We start from the raw sequence: 15552 nt of genomic DNA, 5'->3' as shown, positions 1-15552 counted from the left end.
TTCTCTCTTCTTAATGCAATGGTTTTGAGGCATTCTACCCTATTTTCGTGCATTCTAGCGGTTCTTAATTCGCCTACTATTTTTCTCCGTAAAGGTTTCAGCTTTTTTCAGCAAGCCCTAGATATGTCTCTTTGCAAGTTCGCTCTGAATTTATTTTTAGGCTGAGGTTAGCATCAGAATTAGTTGAGATTCTTGAAAGGGTTGATCTTTGTCGAGATGAAAAGGATAATAAATTTCTGGAAGTGGCGATTAATGGTAGAGCAGACTATTTGATTACAGGAGATAATGATTTATTGGTTTTATGTCCTTTTCAAGATGTTAAAATTATGACGGTTAATGAGTTTTTAGATGAGTAATAATTAAAAAAGTTGGGTTGCCTTTCGTTAATCTAACCTACAGATCTGAGCAATAACTCCTTCTCCCAGATCAACACAAATTAGTTCAGTCTGTAGTTCTGATTTCATATATCTTTTCCTGAAAAACTATCCTTCGTGCCTTTGTAAATTAAGTCGAGCTATCCAACAAGAACCCTAAGCCTATTTCGTTGCGGGTCAGCATAACGTCAGAGATCACCGGGCCGGCCGATGTGATGTTTGCGAAGCAGGAGAGACCATTGTGGCCGGCTCCGGTGCATCGACTTGTTGGGCAGATAATTTGTTAATTACACCATACAATATTTGTTCATGGCCATTAGACATAAAACGTTTTGTCTCAATCATGCCAATTTTTTCTGCCACTCTTCTTGATGCTAAATTATCAACCCTAGTATATGAGTAAATTATTGGTATTTTCAGATTCTTGAATGCGTGTATTTTGCAGGCTAATGCTGATTCAGTCGCATATCCCATATTGCAATAATTACGGATGACATGATAGCCTATTTCTTGAATTAGCTCACCATCAACAATTTGATTAGTAATACCGCAATCACCCATAAATGCGTCATCGGATTTCCTTATCATAGCCCATAATCCATAGTCGTCAGTCTCGTATCTTTTTGTGTTTTTAAAAATCCATTGTTCAACTTTATCAAAAGAAAAAGCACCGCCATAATGAATCATAGATACTGGATCAGACAAAACTTTTGCCAGATCACTGCAATCATTTAAATTTAATTTGCGAAGATATATTCTTTCCGTTTCAATTTTTGGATTTGTTGTCATAATTTTTGCGTTAATATACAATCTGCCCAACTATTGATTATACAGAAACTTTCCGTATAACTCTCTCCAGTGTAATGATATATGGAAACTTTCGTCATATCACTCCATTTTGGCATAATCGCAAGAAACTTTCCGTATATTACGCCCAAAAGCGTGTTAGCCAGATTAGCGTACCGCAAACCATCCGTGTCAACTTAAAGGAATGGGTTCCCAAATTTGTTGATTGAGAGCGGCCTTTTCTCGATGTCGCTTTCTCTCAGCTTTGACCAAACCAAATAACTTAGCACGTTCAGCCAGATAGGTTACTGTATCAGGCTTTTCTCCTCTAGCAATAGCCTTCGCTACATAGTATAGACTCCGAAACACCATCTCTACTGAGATTTTTTCTTTCGGTTGATTTAGAGCAATCGCCACTTCCCCTACCAATTGATTTAAGACCGTATAGAAAATCAAAGTGCAAATAATCTGGATTTGGACACCATTCTTATTCCCTACCCATAAATAGGCTAGTCCTAAAAGTCTTTTCGTTAATAAAAAGGCTTCTTCGATTGTCCATCGTCTTCGATATAAATCACAGACCTCTTCGGCGGACAGTTGTTCGGGAGACAACACATTTGTTAAATACTGATACCAGATTGTTCCCCATAATACTGAGACTAATCTCACCGGATGCTTGCAAGGATTAGAACGGTAATTTCCCATAATGATAATCTCATCTCTGTAATGACTACCTTGAGACAATACTTGTTTGGTTTTGTAAGATGTACCCGCTCTAAATCTGGTTAGAAAAAACTTTTTAGCTTCTGTTAACAAATCAAACCACACAAAGCTAAAAAATCCCATATCTACGAGAATTAAACCATTTTCTGGTAATTTAGCTGCCAATTCTTCACACCATATTTTATCATTTGATTTATCATTTTCTGTGTACCATAAAGTAACGGGTCTTTGGGTAAAGGCTTCCACTACCATCATTATTTTACCCCCCAATTTACTCTTTTCTTCTTTACTTATTTTCATATTTTTCCTTATCTGCTCTAGCGTTGAGCCATCTGCTATCCACACTGCACTAAACTTTTCTCTTATTTTTTCCCATTTTTCTCCTACTTGGAGCTTCTTCCCTTTTTCGGCTGCTTTTTCTAACACTCCTTTTAGTAATATTGCAAATATTTCGGCTGGCACATTCATCATTCTTTTTGATACTGCCTGTTTGCTTACTTTTAATGATGCTACCCATAGCAATCCCTCTTCCTCTAACAGTCTTACCGCTTCACTTATACCCGCTATTTGACGATACACTATACTTAACACTAATGCCACCATTACTGGTAAATTTAGCACCCTATCTCTCATCATTTTCTCATGAGTTCCCTGTAAATATTTTAATGGTGTAAACATTGTGGGTTCTAGTAATTCAAACAACTCTTTTGTTATTTCAGGGATTTCTACCCCTGGCTGATTTGTCTTACGACGTAAGTCTGGGTTTCCTTTTCTCCGAGGATGTTGTCTTGCCATTTGTTTTTTGCTCACTTTTTTATATACTAACCTTTTTTTCAGCCTACTCTTACTTCCGCCTGCTTTTAGGCTAATCTTTTGTGAGTAGGCATTTTGGCTTAAGTTGACACCAATGACCGCAAACAACCTCCTTTGAACAGAACATTAACAATCAGATAAAATCACTGACTGGCATAGCACCGATTCTTCGATCGCCCCCCACTTCGTAACAAAAATTCATTATTATTCGACACCCTTATGATCGGGCATATCTTCCTCACGGAAAGCATCCATTAACCCTGCAACGCGATCGCCCCTGAGAACAGCATTAAAATGAGGTTTGCGATCGCACTATTTACCAAGAGCAAGTAACTCCTCACGTAAATCACTTTCCGTTAAAGAAGCTTTAGAATCTCCCTGAATATGTTCCTTTAAAACCTGATTAATCAAAGTTTGATAACCCATTCCAGCCGCCTCAGCCTGTTCTCGAAAATGTTCTAAAATCTCATTATCTAAATATATTGTAATACGAGTTTTTTCCTGAGAAGAGACAATCGCCCCCCGTTTACCGTGAGAAAAATCATATTCCTGTCTCATAAACTTTTATCTCCGTTTATCATACATATATTATACGCATAATGCCTTGATTCACCAGTAAAATAACTTGCTATCTGGTCTCAAAAAACGGAAAACCCCACTCGCTTATCGGGAAAACCGTCTCCCACCCCGCAAACTGCCCCTTACAATAAAGACTGTAATCTTCTATCCGAAATCCTATACAACCCAACCAATCTCAACAAATTTAAAAAAAGCTTGGGAAGCGATCGCTAATGGCTGGAAAAGCGATCGCTAATGGCTGGAAAAAAGCGTGATAGCTTCTAATTGCTTACCCTAGCTCATCAGGAAATTAAACTTTTCAGTTCCGACGCAGAGAATTAATCACTGCACCTTGACTATCGACAATCTCAACTTGTAAAGGCATTTGACCGGCTGCGTGGGTAGAACAACTTAAGCAGGGATCATAACAGCGAATACCCGCTTCTACACGGTTTAAAAAACCTTCACTAACATCATTATTGTGAATATAATGTTTAGCAATTTGGGCAACCGTTTGATTCATAGCCAAGTTATTATTGCCCGTTGCAATAATCAGGTTAACCTTTTGGATTAAACCATTTTCATCTACTTTGTAATGATGGAATAGAGTGCCACGCGGAGCTTCACTAACACCAACCGCTTCTAAACAGTTGATCCCCGCTTTTGCTCGACAGTTTTTCGACAAAATATCAGGATCATCCATTAACAACTCAATGGCTTCTAATGAGGCTAGAATTTCTACCAAACGAGCATAGTGATAGAAGAAAGAAGAGGTGGCAACACCGCCCGCCCGTTGACGATATTCAATTAATTCCCGATCTGCTTCGGGTGTGCCAATGTGATGACAAACATTTAAACGGGCTAAAGGGCCAACTCGATAAATTCCCTGAGGATAACCATAGGGTTTGTAATAGGGAAATTTAAGATACGACCATTTTTCAACGGATTCGCCAATAAAATCCTGGTAATTATCTTCACTTAAATTATCAGCGACAATATTGCCATCGCTATCGGTAAAGCGCAGGTGGCCGCCATAATGTTCCCACTCCTGATTTTTGCCGACTAAGCCCAAATACAATGAGGGAAATTTACCAAATTCAGCGACTTCTGTTTGAAATTTATCTAACAAATTCTTAAATAAATTTAATGCTACATATAAAGTCTCTTTAGATTCCGGTAGGCGATCGCAGATCCATTGACGACCTTCTTCTGAAAGCGGCGATCGCACACCACCAGGAACAGACCAGGCTGCATGAATTTTTTTCGCACCTAACAATTCAATAATCGTTTGACCAAACTGACGTAAACGGATACCCGCACGAGCTAAATCGGGATCAGCCGCGATTAAACCAAAGACATTACGTTGAGCCGGATCACTATCCCAACCAAGCAGAAAGTCTGGACTACTCAAGTGGAAAAAACTCAGGGCATGGGATTGGGTAATTTGCCCTAAATTCATTAAACGGCGTAATTTTTCACCTGCGGGAGGAACCTGAACCGCTAAAATTTTATCTCCTGTTTTCGCCGCACAAAGGAGATGACTAACGGGACAAATACCACAAATGCGAGCGGTAATTCCCGCCATTTCCCACATGGGGCGGCCTTCACAGAATTTCTCAAAACCGCGATACTCAACAACATGAAAACGAGCATCATCTACATTTCCTTGATCATTGAGGAAAATGGAGATTTTAGCGTGGCCCTCAATACGGGTTACGGGATCAATAACAACGGTTCTAGACATAATTAGATTCTCTTGAATTTTAATGATGGAATGCTTACAATCGATTGATTCCTTTGAAGGAAATTATGATAAAAACAAAGGGGATTGACATTACAAAAAGACTGAGAATAGAGTATAGGTTGATTTGTAATGCTGTGCATTGATTAGGTAGTGAACACCTCATCGGGCCTACGGCAAAAGCAATCCATCCACAAAAAGTCATACTCACGAAGAAGAGAATAACAGTCACTATTCCCAAGAATATCTTCAGTAATATCACGATCACCTCCAGACTGTATTAACCAAATTTAATCATTTCTCGGCCTTCCATAAGGGGATGTTCTCCTTTCAATAGAGGTTCCAAGGTAGCGCGAATACGGTGGGCATCAGGGGGACAGCCTGGCATGAAAATATCTACGGGAATGACTTGATGTAATGGCACAACTTTTTCGAGTAAAGGTGGAACAATACCAGGTTCATCGGGTAATTGAGGCGTAACATCTCCTAATTCTAGATAGGAGCGACGTAGCACAGGATCGGCCCCTTTTAGCATATTACGCATTCCAGGAACGTTGGCGGTCACAGCACAGTCGCCAAAAGAAATAACAACTTTAGTTTTCTTGCGTAATTCTAGGGCCAATTCCAAATTTTCTTCGTTGGCGATCGCCCCTTCAACCAGACAAACATCCACATTATCAGGATAGTCTTTGAGATCACAGCCAACGGGACTAAAAACCACATCAACTAATTGGGCTAAATCTATTAGAAATTCGTCCATATCGAGGAAGGACATATGGCAGCCAGAGCAGCCCGCTAACCAAACCGTTGCAAATCGAATCTTACTCATAATTTTATTGGTTGAGAACTAATCATTTAATGGTTTTAATGGGTGACGAGTTGAGGAGAGTTCGTAATTAAAGAAAATAAATTAATTCCCTTCCACTCCTGTAGAAACTCACAAATCAATTCTGGAGTAAAATTATCTCCTCGGAAAAAGTAAAAGTCTTGAGTTTTAAGGCTCAAAAAAAAGTTAACAATATTACAATGATCTTTACCCCCCAAAGGGCAATTCCCAGTTTTCCAGTTGTCAATAGTCCTAGCATATTTTTCAATGGATTTTTTGGCAATCAAAACCCGATCTGCGTACAAAGCATTTAGTTCCAATAAATTTTCGGGTTCCGTACCAATCTCACAAAATAAGTGAATGGCTTGGCAAGGATAGCTAGAAGGTTGACGGGCAAATTCCGACAATGAATTACATAAATCCAGAGCTTCTAAAAATTTCTTTTCAAAAATAGGGTTGATCATTGTTCTAGCTAGACGGATTTAATAGGTCTGACCAAGGATAATGTTTTTGAGCCATTGAGTGAGCTTGTTGTTGATTCATGCCCTGAATAATGACAAGTTGAGATTCGTAAATTTCGTGTAATAGTAACACTCGATCTACGTCGGTTCCTTCTCCCTTTGCAAGTCTAAGCCAGGCTCTACTCATATCTATATCAGGATAAAATTGATAACGAGCCACACCATTACCAAAAGCATAATCTTTTGCTCTTTCAATTTCTTGAGTTGGCAACTGATAATTTTCAGCAATTATTAAAATATCTTCCTCCATTGCTTGAATTTGATCATATACATCCATAATGGGTTGTAAACAAAGACGTTCATAACGATTAAGATGACTCCATTTATGTTTACTAATTGACATCAGCTATCGTGTCCATTGTTGGCGATCGCGGGCTGCGGCCAGAAACTCCAATTTTTCGCTATCTTTGTGTTCCTCGGCAGTGGTCATGCCCTTATGAAAAATCGAACCTGTCGGACAAGCATCCACACATTTACCACAGGAAGTACAAGCTTCAACCGTCCCCCAGGGCTGATTTAAACCAGAGACAATTTTGCATTCTGCCCCGCGATAAGCGACATCCCAAACGTGCGCTCCTTCAAGTTCATCACAGACTCGCACGCAACGGGTACATAAAATACAGCGATTGTGATCAATGCCAAAAAGCGGATGGGATAAATCGACTTCTCGTTTAGGAAAACGATAGGGAAAACGACTGTGATCCATGCCCACTTCGATCGCCATATTCTGTAATTCACAGTTGCCATTCGCGACACAAATTGCACAAACGTGATTGCCTTCAGCGAAAATTAATTCCACCGTCATGCGGCGATAATCTTGCAATTTGGGAGTGTCGGTATGAACAACCATTTCCTCCGTTACCGTTGTTACACAGGCAGGGGAAAGTTTATTAATACCGTCAATTTCCACTAGGCAAAGACGACAGGCTGCGGTATCAGAAACTCCATCTAAATGGCAAAGAGTCGGGATATGAACCCCCGCTTCTTTGGCGGCCTGTAAAATAGTTGCTCCTTCTTCTACGGCGATCGCGGTATCGTTAATGGTTAGAGTAATTACAGACATAGGGAATAGTTAATAATGAATAGTTGATAATGGATAATTACAAAAAGCTTGATGAATCTTAGTCATATTCTCCCCCCTTTTTAAGGCTTCGGCCGTGAGCTCAGCCGAACGGGGGGCTGGGGGGGGATCAACCCAAACAAGCGGCTAAATCCGTTTCAGGAGTAGTAATGGCTTGCAAATTATAGGTTTCTGATAATAACTTAAAGACATTGGGAGAAATAAAGGCGGGCAAGGTTGGCCCTAAGCGAATATCTTTGATACCCAAATAAAGCAAAGTTAATAATACCGCCACCGCCTTTTGTTCATACCAGGAACAGCAATTCTCAGTTTTAGACACAGCAAGGCTTTTAGGGATTTAAAGAACATTTCAAAGGGGGTTTTGGGGGCAATTCTACACGTACTACTGTGCCTAAAAGCCGGAAGACTCGTAAAATGAACTTGTTAATCCCGTTGAACTTTACCCCATATTACGCGAACTAAAACCTGAAACCCTTGTTACAGAGCAAATTTAGAATTGCTGTACCAGGAAAGAATCATAGATAAAGGCAATTCATTTACTCCAATATTAAAGGCATTGGCCAATTCCAACGCAATCTGAATCGCAGAATAGGCATCATTACATTGACCCACATCCATTAAACGCGGAAGGTTGCCAATGTTACCTAATTCTTTATCAAAAAAGCGGAATTTACCACAGGCAAGGGTTAAAACGATACAATCATCGGGAACCTGTTCCACAAATTCGGTGTAATAAGTTCGTCCAGGTTTGGCGCCGTTACAGCCTCCCACGAGGAAGAAATGACGAATTTTTCCTGCTTTTACCGCATCAATAACTTGATCCGCTACCGTCATTACCGCGTTATGGGCAAAGCCTGTCAAAACTTGCCGATATTCACTTTCTTCGGTAAAGCCTGGTAATTCTAAAGCCTTTTGAATTAAAGGAGAATAATCTGGACTGGTATTGTCAGTAGTCATCAATGCTTTTAAGCCTGGATAACCCACTGGCCCAACCGTAAAAATTTTATCACCATAGTTTTCATGAGGCGGCATTAAACAATTGGTTGTAACAGCGATCGCCCCTGGAAAAGCAGCGAAATCTTTAGTTTGATTTTGCCAAGCCGTACCAAAGTGACCATAAAGATGGGGATAGTTTGCTTTAAGTTTAGGATAACCATGAGCCGGTAAAAGTTCACCGTGAGTATAAACAGTAATTTCCTGATCTTTAGTTTGTTCTAAAATTGCAGCTAACTGTTTAATATCATGGCCAGAAACTAAAATTGCCTTGCCTGGTTTGTGATTTAAAGGCACAGGAGTCGGTGTAGGATGACCAAAGCTGCTTGTATGACCTAAATCCAATAATTCCATCGCCCGTAAATTCATTTCACCGACTTTTAAAGCAAGGCTAACCCAATCACCTATAGGTAAATCATTACGATCTAAATCAGCTAAGGCTTCCTCAATAAAAGCGTAAATTTTATCATCTTCTTGGCCCAACTCGTAGGCATGGAAAGTATAGGAAGCTAACCCTTTTACACCATAGAGAACGGTTAACTTGAGCGAAAAAATATCTACATCCTGAGCCTGACTTAAGAAATGTAAATTAGCATCTTCTCCTTGTTCTGCTAAATCTTGATCAAAATTGGGGTGATAATTGCTGATTTTTGACCATTCAATGGATTTAGAAGAAGTTTGAGCAATTTCTGCGCGTAGGTTTTCTCGTAAATCTAAACATTTCTCTAAATAAGTCGTGAATCGCTTGGGACTAAAATTCACATTAGTCATCGTCGCAAATAGCGTTTCACAGATAAAAACATCCGCTTGATGGGTTTCCATGCCCAATTCTCGTGCTTTGATGACAACGGGAGCCAATCCGCGCAAACAATAAACCATTAAGTCTTGAATAGCATTCACCTCTGGACTTTTACCACCGGCTCCAAATTGATGACAACCATTCCCACTTGCAGTCTGTTCGCATTGTTCACAAAACATAAAGTCTCTCCGTTAAAAATATAGACTAATCTGTCTATAGCTTAAGTTTAGTTAACAGTTAACTTTTAAGGCTCAAAAGTTCAAAAAAGTTTACTTAGGGCTTGCTGAAAAAAGCTGAAACCTTTACGGAGAAAAATAGTAGGCGAATTAAGAACCGCTAGAATGCACGAAAATAGGGTAGAATGCCTCAAAACCATTGCATTAAGAAGAGAGAAAGCAGATGTACCGAAAGCAACAGTACTCAATTGAAACACCAGAAAACTTGAAAAATCTGTTCGGCGGGCAGTTAGACGAAGAAAATCGTTGGATAGAAATGTCAAAAATGATTCCCTGGGAAGAATATGAGGAAGAATATGCAAAAAACTTCACAGAAAAAAAAGGAGCCCCAGCCAAATCATTTAGAATGGCATTAGGAGCATTAATTATCAAAGAAATTTCAGGAAAAAGTGACAGAGAAACAGTAGAACAAATAAAAGAGAACCCTTATTTACAGTACTTTATAGGAATGGAAAGCTATAGTAGCAAAGAAGCATTTAATGCGTCAATGATGGTTCATTTTCGTAAAAAAATAGGAATGGAATTAATAAATAAAATTAATAAAGAAATAGAAAAAAAGCGACGGGTGTAGCGTCAGAAAAAAAAGAAAATGAAGGAAAGTTATTGTTAGATGCGACTTGTACACCAGCAGATATAAAATATCCAACGGATATAGGAATATTGAATGATGCCAGAGAAAAAACAGAAAAAATAATAGATAAGCTGTATGAAGAAATAAAAGAGAAAAGGAAAGAAAAGCCGAGGACTTATAGGGAAGTGGCAAGAAAAGAGTACTTAGGGCTTGCTGAAAAAAGCTGAAACCTTTACGGAGAAAAATAGTAGGCGAATTAAGAACCGCTAGAATGCACGAAAATAGGGTAGAATGCCTCAAAACCATTGCATTAAGAAGAGAGAAAGCAGATGTACCGAAAGCAACAGTACTCAATTGAAACACCAGAAAACTTGAAAAATCTGTTCGGCGGGCAGTTAGACGAAGAAAATCGTTGGATAGAAATGTCAAAAATGATTCTTTGGGAAGAATATGAGGAAGAATATGCAAAAAACTTCACAGAAAAAAAAGGAGCCCCAGCCAAATCATTTAGAATGGCATTAGGAGCATTAATTATCAAAGAAATTTCAGGAAAAAGTGACAGAGAAACAGTAGAACAAATAAAAGAGAACCCTTATTTACAGTACTTTATAGGAATGGAAAGCTATAGTAGCAAAGAAGCATTTAATGCGTCAATGATGGTTCATTTTCGTAAAAAAATAGGAATGGAATTAATAAATAAAATTAATAAAGAAATAGAAAAAAAAGCGACGGGTGTAGCGTCAGAAAAAAAAGAAAATGAAGGAAAGTTATTGTTAGATGCGACTTGTACACCAGCAGATATAAAATATCCAACGGATATAGGAATATTGAATGATGCCAGAGAAAAAACAGAAAAAATAATAGATAAGCTGTATGAAGAAATAAAAGAGAAAAGGAAAGAAAAGCCGAGGACTTATAGGGAAGTGGCAAGAAAAGAGTACTTAGCCATAGCAAAAAAACGTCGTGTGTCAAAAAAAGAAAGAAGAAAAGGAACAAAAAAACAACTAGGATATATAAAAAGAAACTTGTCTGATATAGAAAAAATGATAGAAGAGGGAGCAAAGTTAGAAAAACTAACGAAAAAAGAGCAAGAAGAGCTTGTAACGATAGGAAAAGTGTATGAGCAACAGTTAGAAATGTATGAAAAAAAGACAAATAAAGTAGAAAACAGAATTGTGAGTGTAAGCCAACCTCACGTGCGTCCAATAGTGCGTGGAAAAGCGGGAAAAGCAGTAGAGTTTGGAGCTAAAATATCGGCAAGTAATGTGAATGGCTTTGTCTTCTTAGACAAATTAAGTTGGGATAATTACAACGAATCGGGAGATTTACAAGCGCGAATAGAAGAATATAAAAGGGAAACAGGATGTTATCCGGAATCGGTTCATGTGGATAAAATCTATCGAACAAAAGCGAATCGAGCTTATTGTAAAGAAAGGGATATAAGAATGAGTGGTCCCCGATTGGGAAGACCGCCGAAAGAGGTGAGCAAAGAAAAAAAGAAAGAGGCACGCTCAGATGAAAGAGTGCGTAATGCCATTGAGGGTAAATTCGGACAGGGAAAGAGGAAATTTAGTCTTGGTCGAGTGATGGCCAAACTACCTGGGGTTTGCCGAATAAAGGCAGAACCTTTATCAGATAAGCTTTTCAGCCATTTTGAACACGATTAGGTGCAAGCTTATGGCATTTGAAGGCTCAAAATCCATGCACTTTGCTAGAAAATTGTGGGTTAAAATCGGAAACTGATTTCTGAAGTCACCATTTTTCGCGCCCTGTGGCATCTAGGTTCGATTTGCAGACTTATTCAGCAAGCCCTACCTGAGACCTCGGAAACGGTAATTGCGATGAACTTTTTGGTAATGAATCTTTCTACTCTACTTCAGAAGACAAAAAGTAAAAAGTTGTAGAGTCGTTTTTCTTGTGAAAAATGGTGTTAATTTTCCTCTCTTTTGTGAGGAGTGATTTGTGTTGACCTTTTTAGACAGAAAGGAACAATAGATTAAACAAAATCTGTATTTTGATTTGTTTCCATAAGGATAAGTTATCTATGCTTTTTCAGTCCATACTTCCCTAACCCACATTTCTTTCGTTTTTTGACTTTTTCAGCAAGCCCTACTTAGCCATAGCAAAAAAACGTCGTGTGTCAAAAAAAGAAAGAAGAAAAGGAACAAAAAAACAACTAGGATATATAAAAAGAAACTTGTCTGATATAGAAAAAATGATAGAAGAGGGAGCAAAGTTAGAAAAACTAACGAAAAAAGAGCAAGAAGAGCTTGTAACGATAGGAAAAGTGTATGAGCAACAGTTAGAAATGTATGAAAAAAAGACAAATAAAGTAGAAAACAGAATTGTGAGTGTAAGCCAACCTCACGTGCGTCCAATAGTGCGTGGAAAAGCGGGAAAAGCAGTAGAGTTTGGAGCTAAAATATCGGCAAGTAATGTGAATGGCTTTGTCTTCTTAGACAAATTAAGTTGGGATAATTACAACGAATCGGGAGATTTACAAGCGCGAATAGAAGAATATAAAAGGGAAACAGGATGTTATCCGGAATCGGTTCATGTGGATAAAATCTATCGAACAAAAGCGAATCGAGCTTATTGTAAAGAAAGGGATATAAGAATGAGTGGTCCCCGATTGGGAAGACCGCCGAAAGAGGTGAGCAAAGAAAAAAAGAAAGAGGCACGCTCAGATGAAAGAGTGCGTAATGCCATTGAGGGTAAATTCGGACAGGGAAAGAGGAAATTTAGTCTTGGTCGAGTGATGGCCAAACTACCTGAGACCTCGGAAACGGTAATTGCGATGAACTTTTTGGTAATGAATCTTTCTACTCTACTTCAGAAGACAAAAAGTAAAAAGTTGTAGAGTCGTTTTTCTTGTGAAAAATGGTGTTAATTTTCCTCTCTTTTGTGAGGAGTGATTTGTGTTGACCTTTTTAGACAGAAAGGAACAATAGATTAAACAAAATCTGTATTTTGATTTGTTTCCATAAGGATAAGTTATCTATGCTTTTTCAGTCCATACTTCCCTAACCCACATTTCTTTCGTTTTTTGACTTTTTCAGCAAGCCCTACTTAAATTAATCTCCTTAGCAAAAAAAATAAATCTTATAGCAATCATTCAATCAATACCATTTTCTTCCATATACTCAGCAACGTGCTTTTCTAAATCCTGTAAAGCCGCATCTACCGTCTTATATGAGCTTTTTCCTTCATAGATTGTTCCTCCCATATCATAGGCTCTGGCAAAAGAATTAATATGTTCACTATCGCCAAGCTCAATCCAGCCGCCACTACTGCCATCAATAAAGCGAGCAAGATTAGGATAGGTTTCTTCAAAACTTTGAGATTTTGCCATAACTCAAGACTCTCCTTATGCGACTAAAAACTTAAGATTTTTATTTTACCTCAAATATACAAAACTAGAATCATTTTAGGCTAAAGTGTATCCCCAATATTCCTCCGATAAAGCCACCACATCTACTGTTACTATTTTTATGGTTTTTTGTAGGCAATTTTTATCATAGAGGGATCTCTATGAAGTATCTCTCTTCTGTTAGTCCATGAAGACATTTTCAGACCTCAAATACTGAAGTCTTGCTATGGAAAGACTTCCGAGCGATTAAGTTAAGAGGAAATACACATTTTACTTTATACTCAGAAATAACGACAGAATCCTTGTTGAGCAAGGGCTGTAAGATTTGAGATTTAAAATTATTTCCTAAAATAACAAAAGAGAGATATATGTCAATTCTCATCAACAGGTATGGAGTTCCCAATTTAGGTCATTATATTTTGAAAAACGCCAAAGTTTTGCTAATGAACTATTACTTAGGGCTTGCTGAAAAAAGCTGAAACCTTTACGGAGAAAAATAGTAGGCGAATTAAGAACCGCTAGAATGCACGAAAATAGGGTAGAATGCCTCAAAACCATTGCATTAAGAAGAGAGAAAGCAGATGTACCGAAAGCAACAGTACTCAATTGAAACACCAGAAAACTTGAAAAATCTGTTCGGCGGGCAGTTAGACGAAGAAAATCGTTGGATAGAAATGTCAAAAATGATTCTTTGGGAAGAATATGAGGAAGAATATGCAAAAAACTTCACAGAAAAAAAAGGAGCCCCAGCCAAATCATTTAGAATGGCATTAGGAGCATTAATTATCAAAGAAATTTCAGGAAAAAGTGACAGAGAAACAGTAGAACAAATAAAAGAGAACCCTTATTTACAGTACTTTATAGGAATGGAAAGCTATAGTAGCAAAGAAGCATTTAATGCGTCAATGATGGTTCATTTTCGTAAAAAAATAGGAATGGAATTAATAAATAAAATTAATAAAGAAATAGAAAAAAAAGCGACGGGTGTAGCGTCAGAAAAAAAAGAAAATGAAGGAAAGTTATTGTTAGATGCGACTTGTACACCAGCAGATATAAAATATCCAACGGATATAGGAATATTGAATGATGCCAGAGAAAAAACAGAAAAAATAATAGATAAGCTGTATGAAGAAATAAAAGAGAAAAGGAAAGAAAAGCCGAGGACTTATAGGGAAGTGGCAAGAAAAGAGTACTTAGCCATAGCAAAAAAACGTCGTGTGTCAAAAAAAGAAAGAAGAAAAGGAACAAAAAAACAACTAGGATATATAAAAAGAAACTTGTCTGATATAGAAAAAATGATAGAAGAGGGAGCAAAGTTAGAAAAACTAACGAAAAAAGAGCAAGAAGAGCTTGTAACGATAGGAAAAGTGTATGAGCAACAGTTAGAAATGTATGAAAAAAAGACAAATAAAGTAGAAAACAGAATTGTGAGTGTAAGCCAACCTCACGTGCGTCCAATAGTGCGTGGAAAAGCGGGAAAAGCAGTAGAGTTTGGAGCTAAAATATCGGCAAGTAATGTGAATGGCTTTGTCTTCTTAGACAAATTAAGTTGGGATAATTACAACGAATCGGGAGATTTACAAGCGCGAATAGAAGAATATAAAAGGGAAACAGGATGTTATCCGGAATCGGTTCATGTGGATAAAATCTATCGAACAAAAGCGAATCGAGCTTATTGTAAAGAAAGGGATATAAGAATGAGTGGTCCCCGATTGGGAAGACCGCCGAAAGAGGTGAGCAAAGAAAAAAAGAAAGAGGCACGCTCAGATGAAAGAGTGCGTAATGCCATTGAGGGTAAATTCGGACAGGGAAAGAGGAAATTTAGTCTTGGTCGAGTGATGGCCAAACTACCTGGGGTTTGCCGAATAAAGGCAGAACCTTTATCAGATAAGCTTTTCAGCCATTTTGAACACGATTAGGTGCAAGCTTATGGCATTTGAAGGCTCAAAATCCATGCACTTTGCTAGAAAATTGTGGGTTAAAATCGGAAACTGATTTCTGAAGTCACCATTTTTCGCGCCCTGTGGCATCTAGGTTCGATTTGCAGACTTATTCAGCAAGCCCTACCTGAGACCTCGGAAACGGTAATTGCGATGAACTTTTTGGTAATGAATCTTTCTACTCTACTTCAGAAGACAAAAAGTAAAAAGTTGTAGAGTC

At 38.2% G+C, this 15552-nt stretch carries 12 protein-coding genes and 4 pseudogenes; 5 read left to right on the top strand and 11 right to left on the bottom strand.

The genetic code is table 11. The features are described 5' to 3' along the window. Positions 1-131: 131 nt before the first annotated feature. On the top strand, positions 132-356 hold the full coding sequence (locus KA717_32955) for a putative toxin-antitoxin system toxin component, PIN family (protein UXE60339.1): 225 nt from the start codon (positions 132-134) through the stop codon (positions 354-356). Between the two features lie 213 nt (positions 357-569). Here the strand turns inward: KA717_32955 and KA717_32950 are convergent, their stop codons facing one another. The 10 genes from KA717_32950 to hcp all read right to left on the bottom strand — a co-directional run bounded on the left by KA717_32950 (position 570) and on the right by hcp (position 9394). Next, complete coding sequence (locus KA717_32950; protein UXE60338.1) at positions 570-1163, bottom strand: GNAT family N-acetyltransferase; 594 nt, start codon at positions 1161-1163, stop codon at positions 570-572. Between the two features lie 189 nt (positions 1164-1352). Further along, complete coding sequence (locus tag KA717_32945; protein UXE64848.1) at positions 1353-2678, bottom strand: IS4 family transposase; 1326 nt, start codon at positions 2676-2678, stop codon at positions 1353-1355. Positions 2679-3008: 330 nt separating this feature from the next. Then, complete coding sequence (locus tag KA717_32940) at positions 3009-3254, bottom strand: BrnA antitoxin family protein (GenBank protein ID UXE60337.1); 246 nt, start codon at positions 3252-3254, stop codon at positions 3009-3011. A 319-nt stretch (positions 3255-3573) separates the two neighbouring features. Further along, positions 3574-4998, bottom strand: coding sequence for a Ni/Fe hydrogenase subunit alpha (locus KA717_32935; GenBank protein ID UXE60336.1), 1425 nt, complete (start codon positions 4996-4998; stop codon positions 3574-3576). A gap of 277 nt (positions 4999-5275) precedes the next feature. Beyond that, positions 5276-5824 (bottom strand): oxidoreductase, encoded by a 549-nt coding sequence (locus KA717_32930; GenBank protein UXE60335.1) that lies wholly within the window; start codon positions 5822-5824, stop codon positions 5276-5278. Between the two features lie 35 nt (positions 5825-5859). Next, positions 5860-6285 carry a hypothetical protein gene (locus tag KA717_32925; protein UXE60334.1) on the bottom strand — a complete coding sequence of 142 codons (426 nt, stop codon included), beginning with the start codon at positions 6283-6285 and terminating at the stop codon, positions 5860-5862. 4 nt (positions 6286-6289) lie between these two features. Beyond that, the gene (locus KA717_32920) at positions 6290-6685 is read right to left on the bottom strand and encodes a hypothetical protein (protein ID UXE60333.1); all 396 of its coding nucleotides are present in this window, start codon (positions 6683-6685) and stop codon (positions 6290-6292) included. A gap of 3 nt (positions 6686-6688) precedes the next feature. Then, entirely contained in the window at positions 6689-7405 is a 717-nt protein-coding gene (gene hoxU / locus KA717_32915) for a bidirectional hydrogenase complex protein HoxU (GenBank protein UXE60332.1), read from the bottom strand. Between the two features lie 127 nt (positions 7406-7532). Next, a complete protein-coding gene (locus KA717_32910) occupies positions 7533-7742 on the bottom strand; it encodes a hypothetical protein (GenBank protein UXE60331.1) in 210 nt (69 codons plus the stop codon). A 158-nt stretch (positions 7743-7900) separates the two neighbouring features. After that, positions 7901-9394, bottom strand: a complete 1494-nt coding sequence (gene hcp / locus KA717_32905; protein UXE60330.1) for a hydroxylamine reductase — start codon at positions 9392-9394, stop codon at positions 7901-7903. A gap of 220 nt (positions 9395-9614) precedes the next feature. Here hcp and KA717_32900 point away from each other — a divergent pair. From KA717_32900 to KA717_32890, 3 pseudogenes are all read left to right on the top strand, one after another. Next, a pseudogene (locus KA717_32900) lies at positions 9615-10243 on the top strand (transposase). 108 nt (positions 10244-10351) lie between these two features. Further along, a pseudogene (locus KA717_32895) lies at positions 10352-11623 on the top strand (IS5 family transposase). A 503-nt stretch (positions 11624-12126) separates the two neighbouring features. Further along, positions 12127-12882 (top strand): annotated as a pseudogene (locus KA717_32890) (transposase). Positions 12883-13137: 255 nt separating this feature from the next. Here the strand turns inward: KA717_32890 and KA717_32885 are convergent. Continuing rightward, the gene (locus tag KA717_32885) at positions 13138-13374 is read right to left on the bottom strand and encodes a hypothetical protein (protein UXE60329.1); all 237 of its coding nucleotides are present in this window, start codon (positions 13372-13374) and stop codon (positions 13138-13140) included. Between the two features lie 599 nt (positions 13375-13973). Here KA717_32885 and KA717_32880 point away from each other — a divergent pair. After that, positions 13974-15245 (top strand): annotated as a pseudogene (locus KA717_32880) (IS5 family transposase). Positions 15246-15552: the final 307 nt, after the last annotated feature.

It is taken from the genome of Woronichinia naegeliana WA131 (genome assembly GCA_025370055.1).
GTDB lineage: Bacteria > Cyanobacteriota > Cyanobacteriia > Cyanobacteriales > Microcystaceae > Woronichinia > Woronichinia naegeliana.
This window is presented reverse-complemented; position numbering and strand designations above follow the sequence as displayed.

What these genes read in the sequence shown, in the direction of transcription:
- KA717_32950 (UXE60338.1), bottom strand. Translation starts at nt 1,163, where the DNA reads ATGACAACAAATCCAAAAATTGAAACGGAAAGAATATATCTTCGCAAA.
- KA717_32945 (UXE64848.1), bottom strand. Translation starts at nt 2,678, where the DNA reads ATGGCAAGACAACATCCTCGGAGAAAAGGAAACCCAGACTTACGTCGT.
- KA717_32940 (UXE60337.1), bottom strand. Translation starts at nt 3,254, where the DNA reads ATGAGACAGGAATATGATTTTTCTCACGGTAAACGGGGGGCGATTGTC.
- KA717_32935 (UXE60336.1), bottom strand. Translation starts at nt 4,998, where the DNA reads ATGTCTAGAACCGTTGTTATTGATCCCGTAACCCGTATTGAGGGCCAC.
- KA717_32930 (UXE60335.1), bottom strand. Translation starts at nt 5,824, where the DNA reads ATGAGTAAGATTCGATTTGCAACGGTTTGGTTAGCGGGCTGCTCTGGC.
- KA717_32925 (UXE60334.1), bottom strand. Translation starts at nt 6,285, where the DNA reads ATGATCAACCCTATTTTTGAAAAGAAATTTTTAGAAGCTCTGGATTTA.
- KA717_32920 (UXE60333.1), bottom strand. Translation starts at nt 6,685, where the DNA reads ATGTCAATTAGTAAACATAAATGGAGTCATCTTAATCGTTATGAACGT.
- hoxU (UXE60332.1), bottom strand. Translation starts at nt 7,405, where the DNA reads ATGTCTGTAATTACTCTAACCATTAACGATACCGCGATCGCCGTAGAA.
- hcp (UXE60330.1), bottom strand. Translation starts at nt 9,394, where the DNA reads ATGTTTTGTGAACAATGCGAACAGACTGCAAGTGGGAATGGTTGTCAT.
- KA717_32885 (UXE60329.1), bottom strand. Translation starts at nt 13,374, where the DNA reads ATGGCAAAATCTCAAAGTTTTGAAGAAACCTATCCTAATCTTGCTCGC.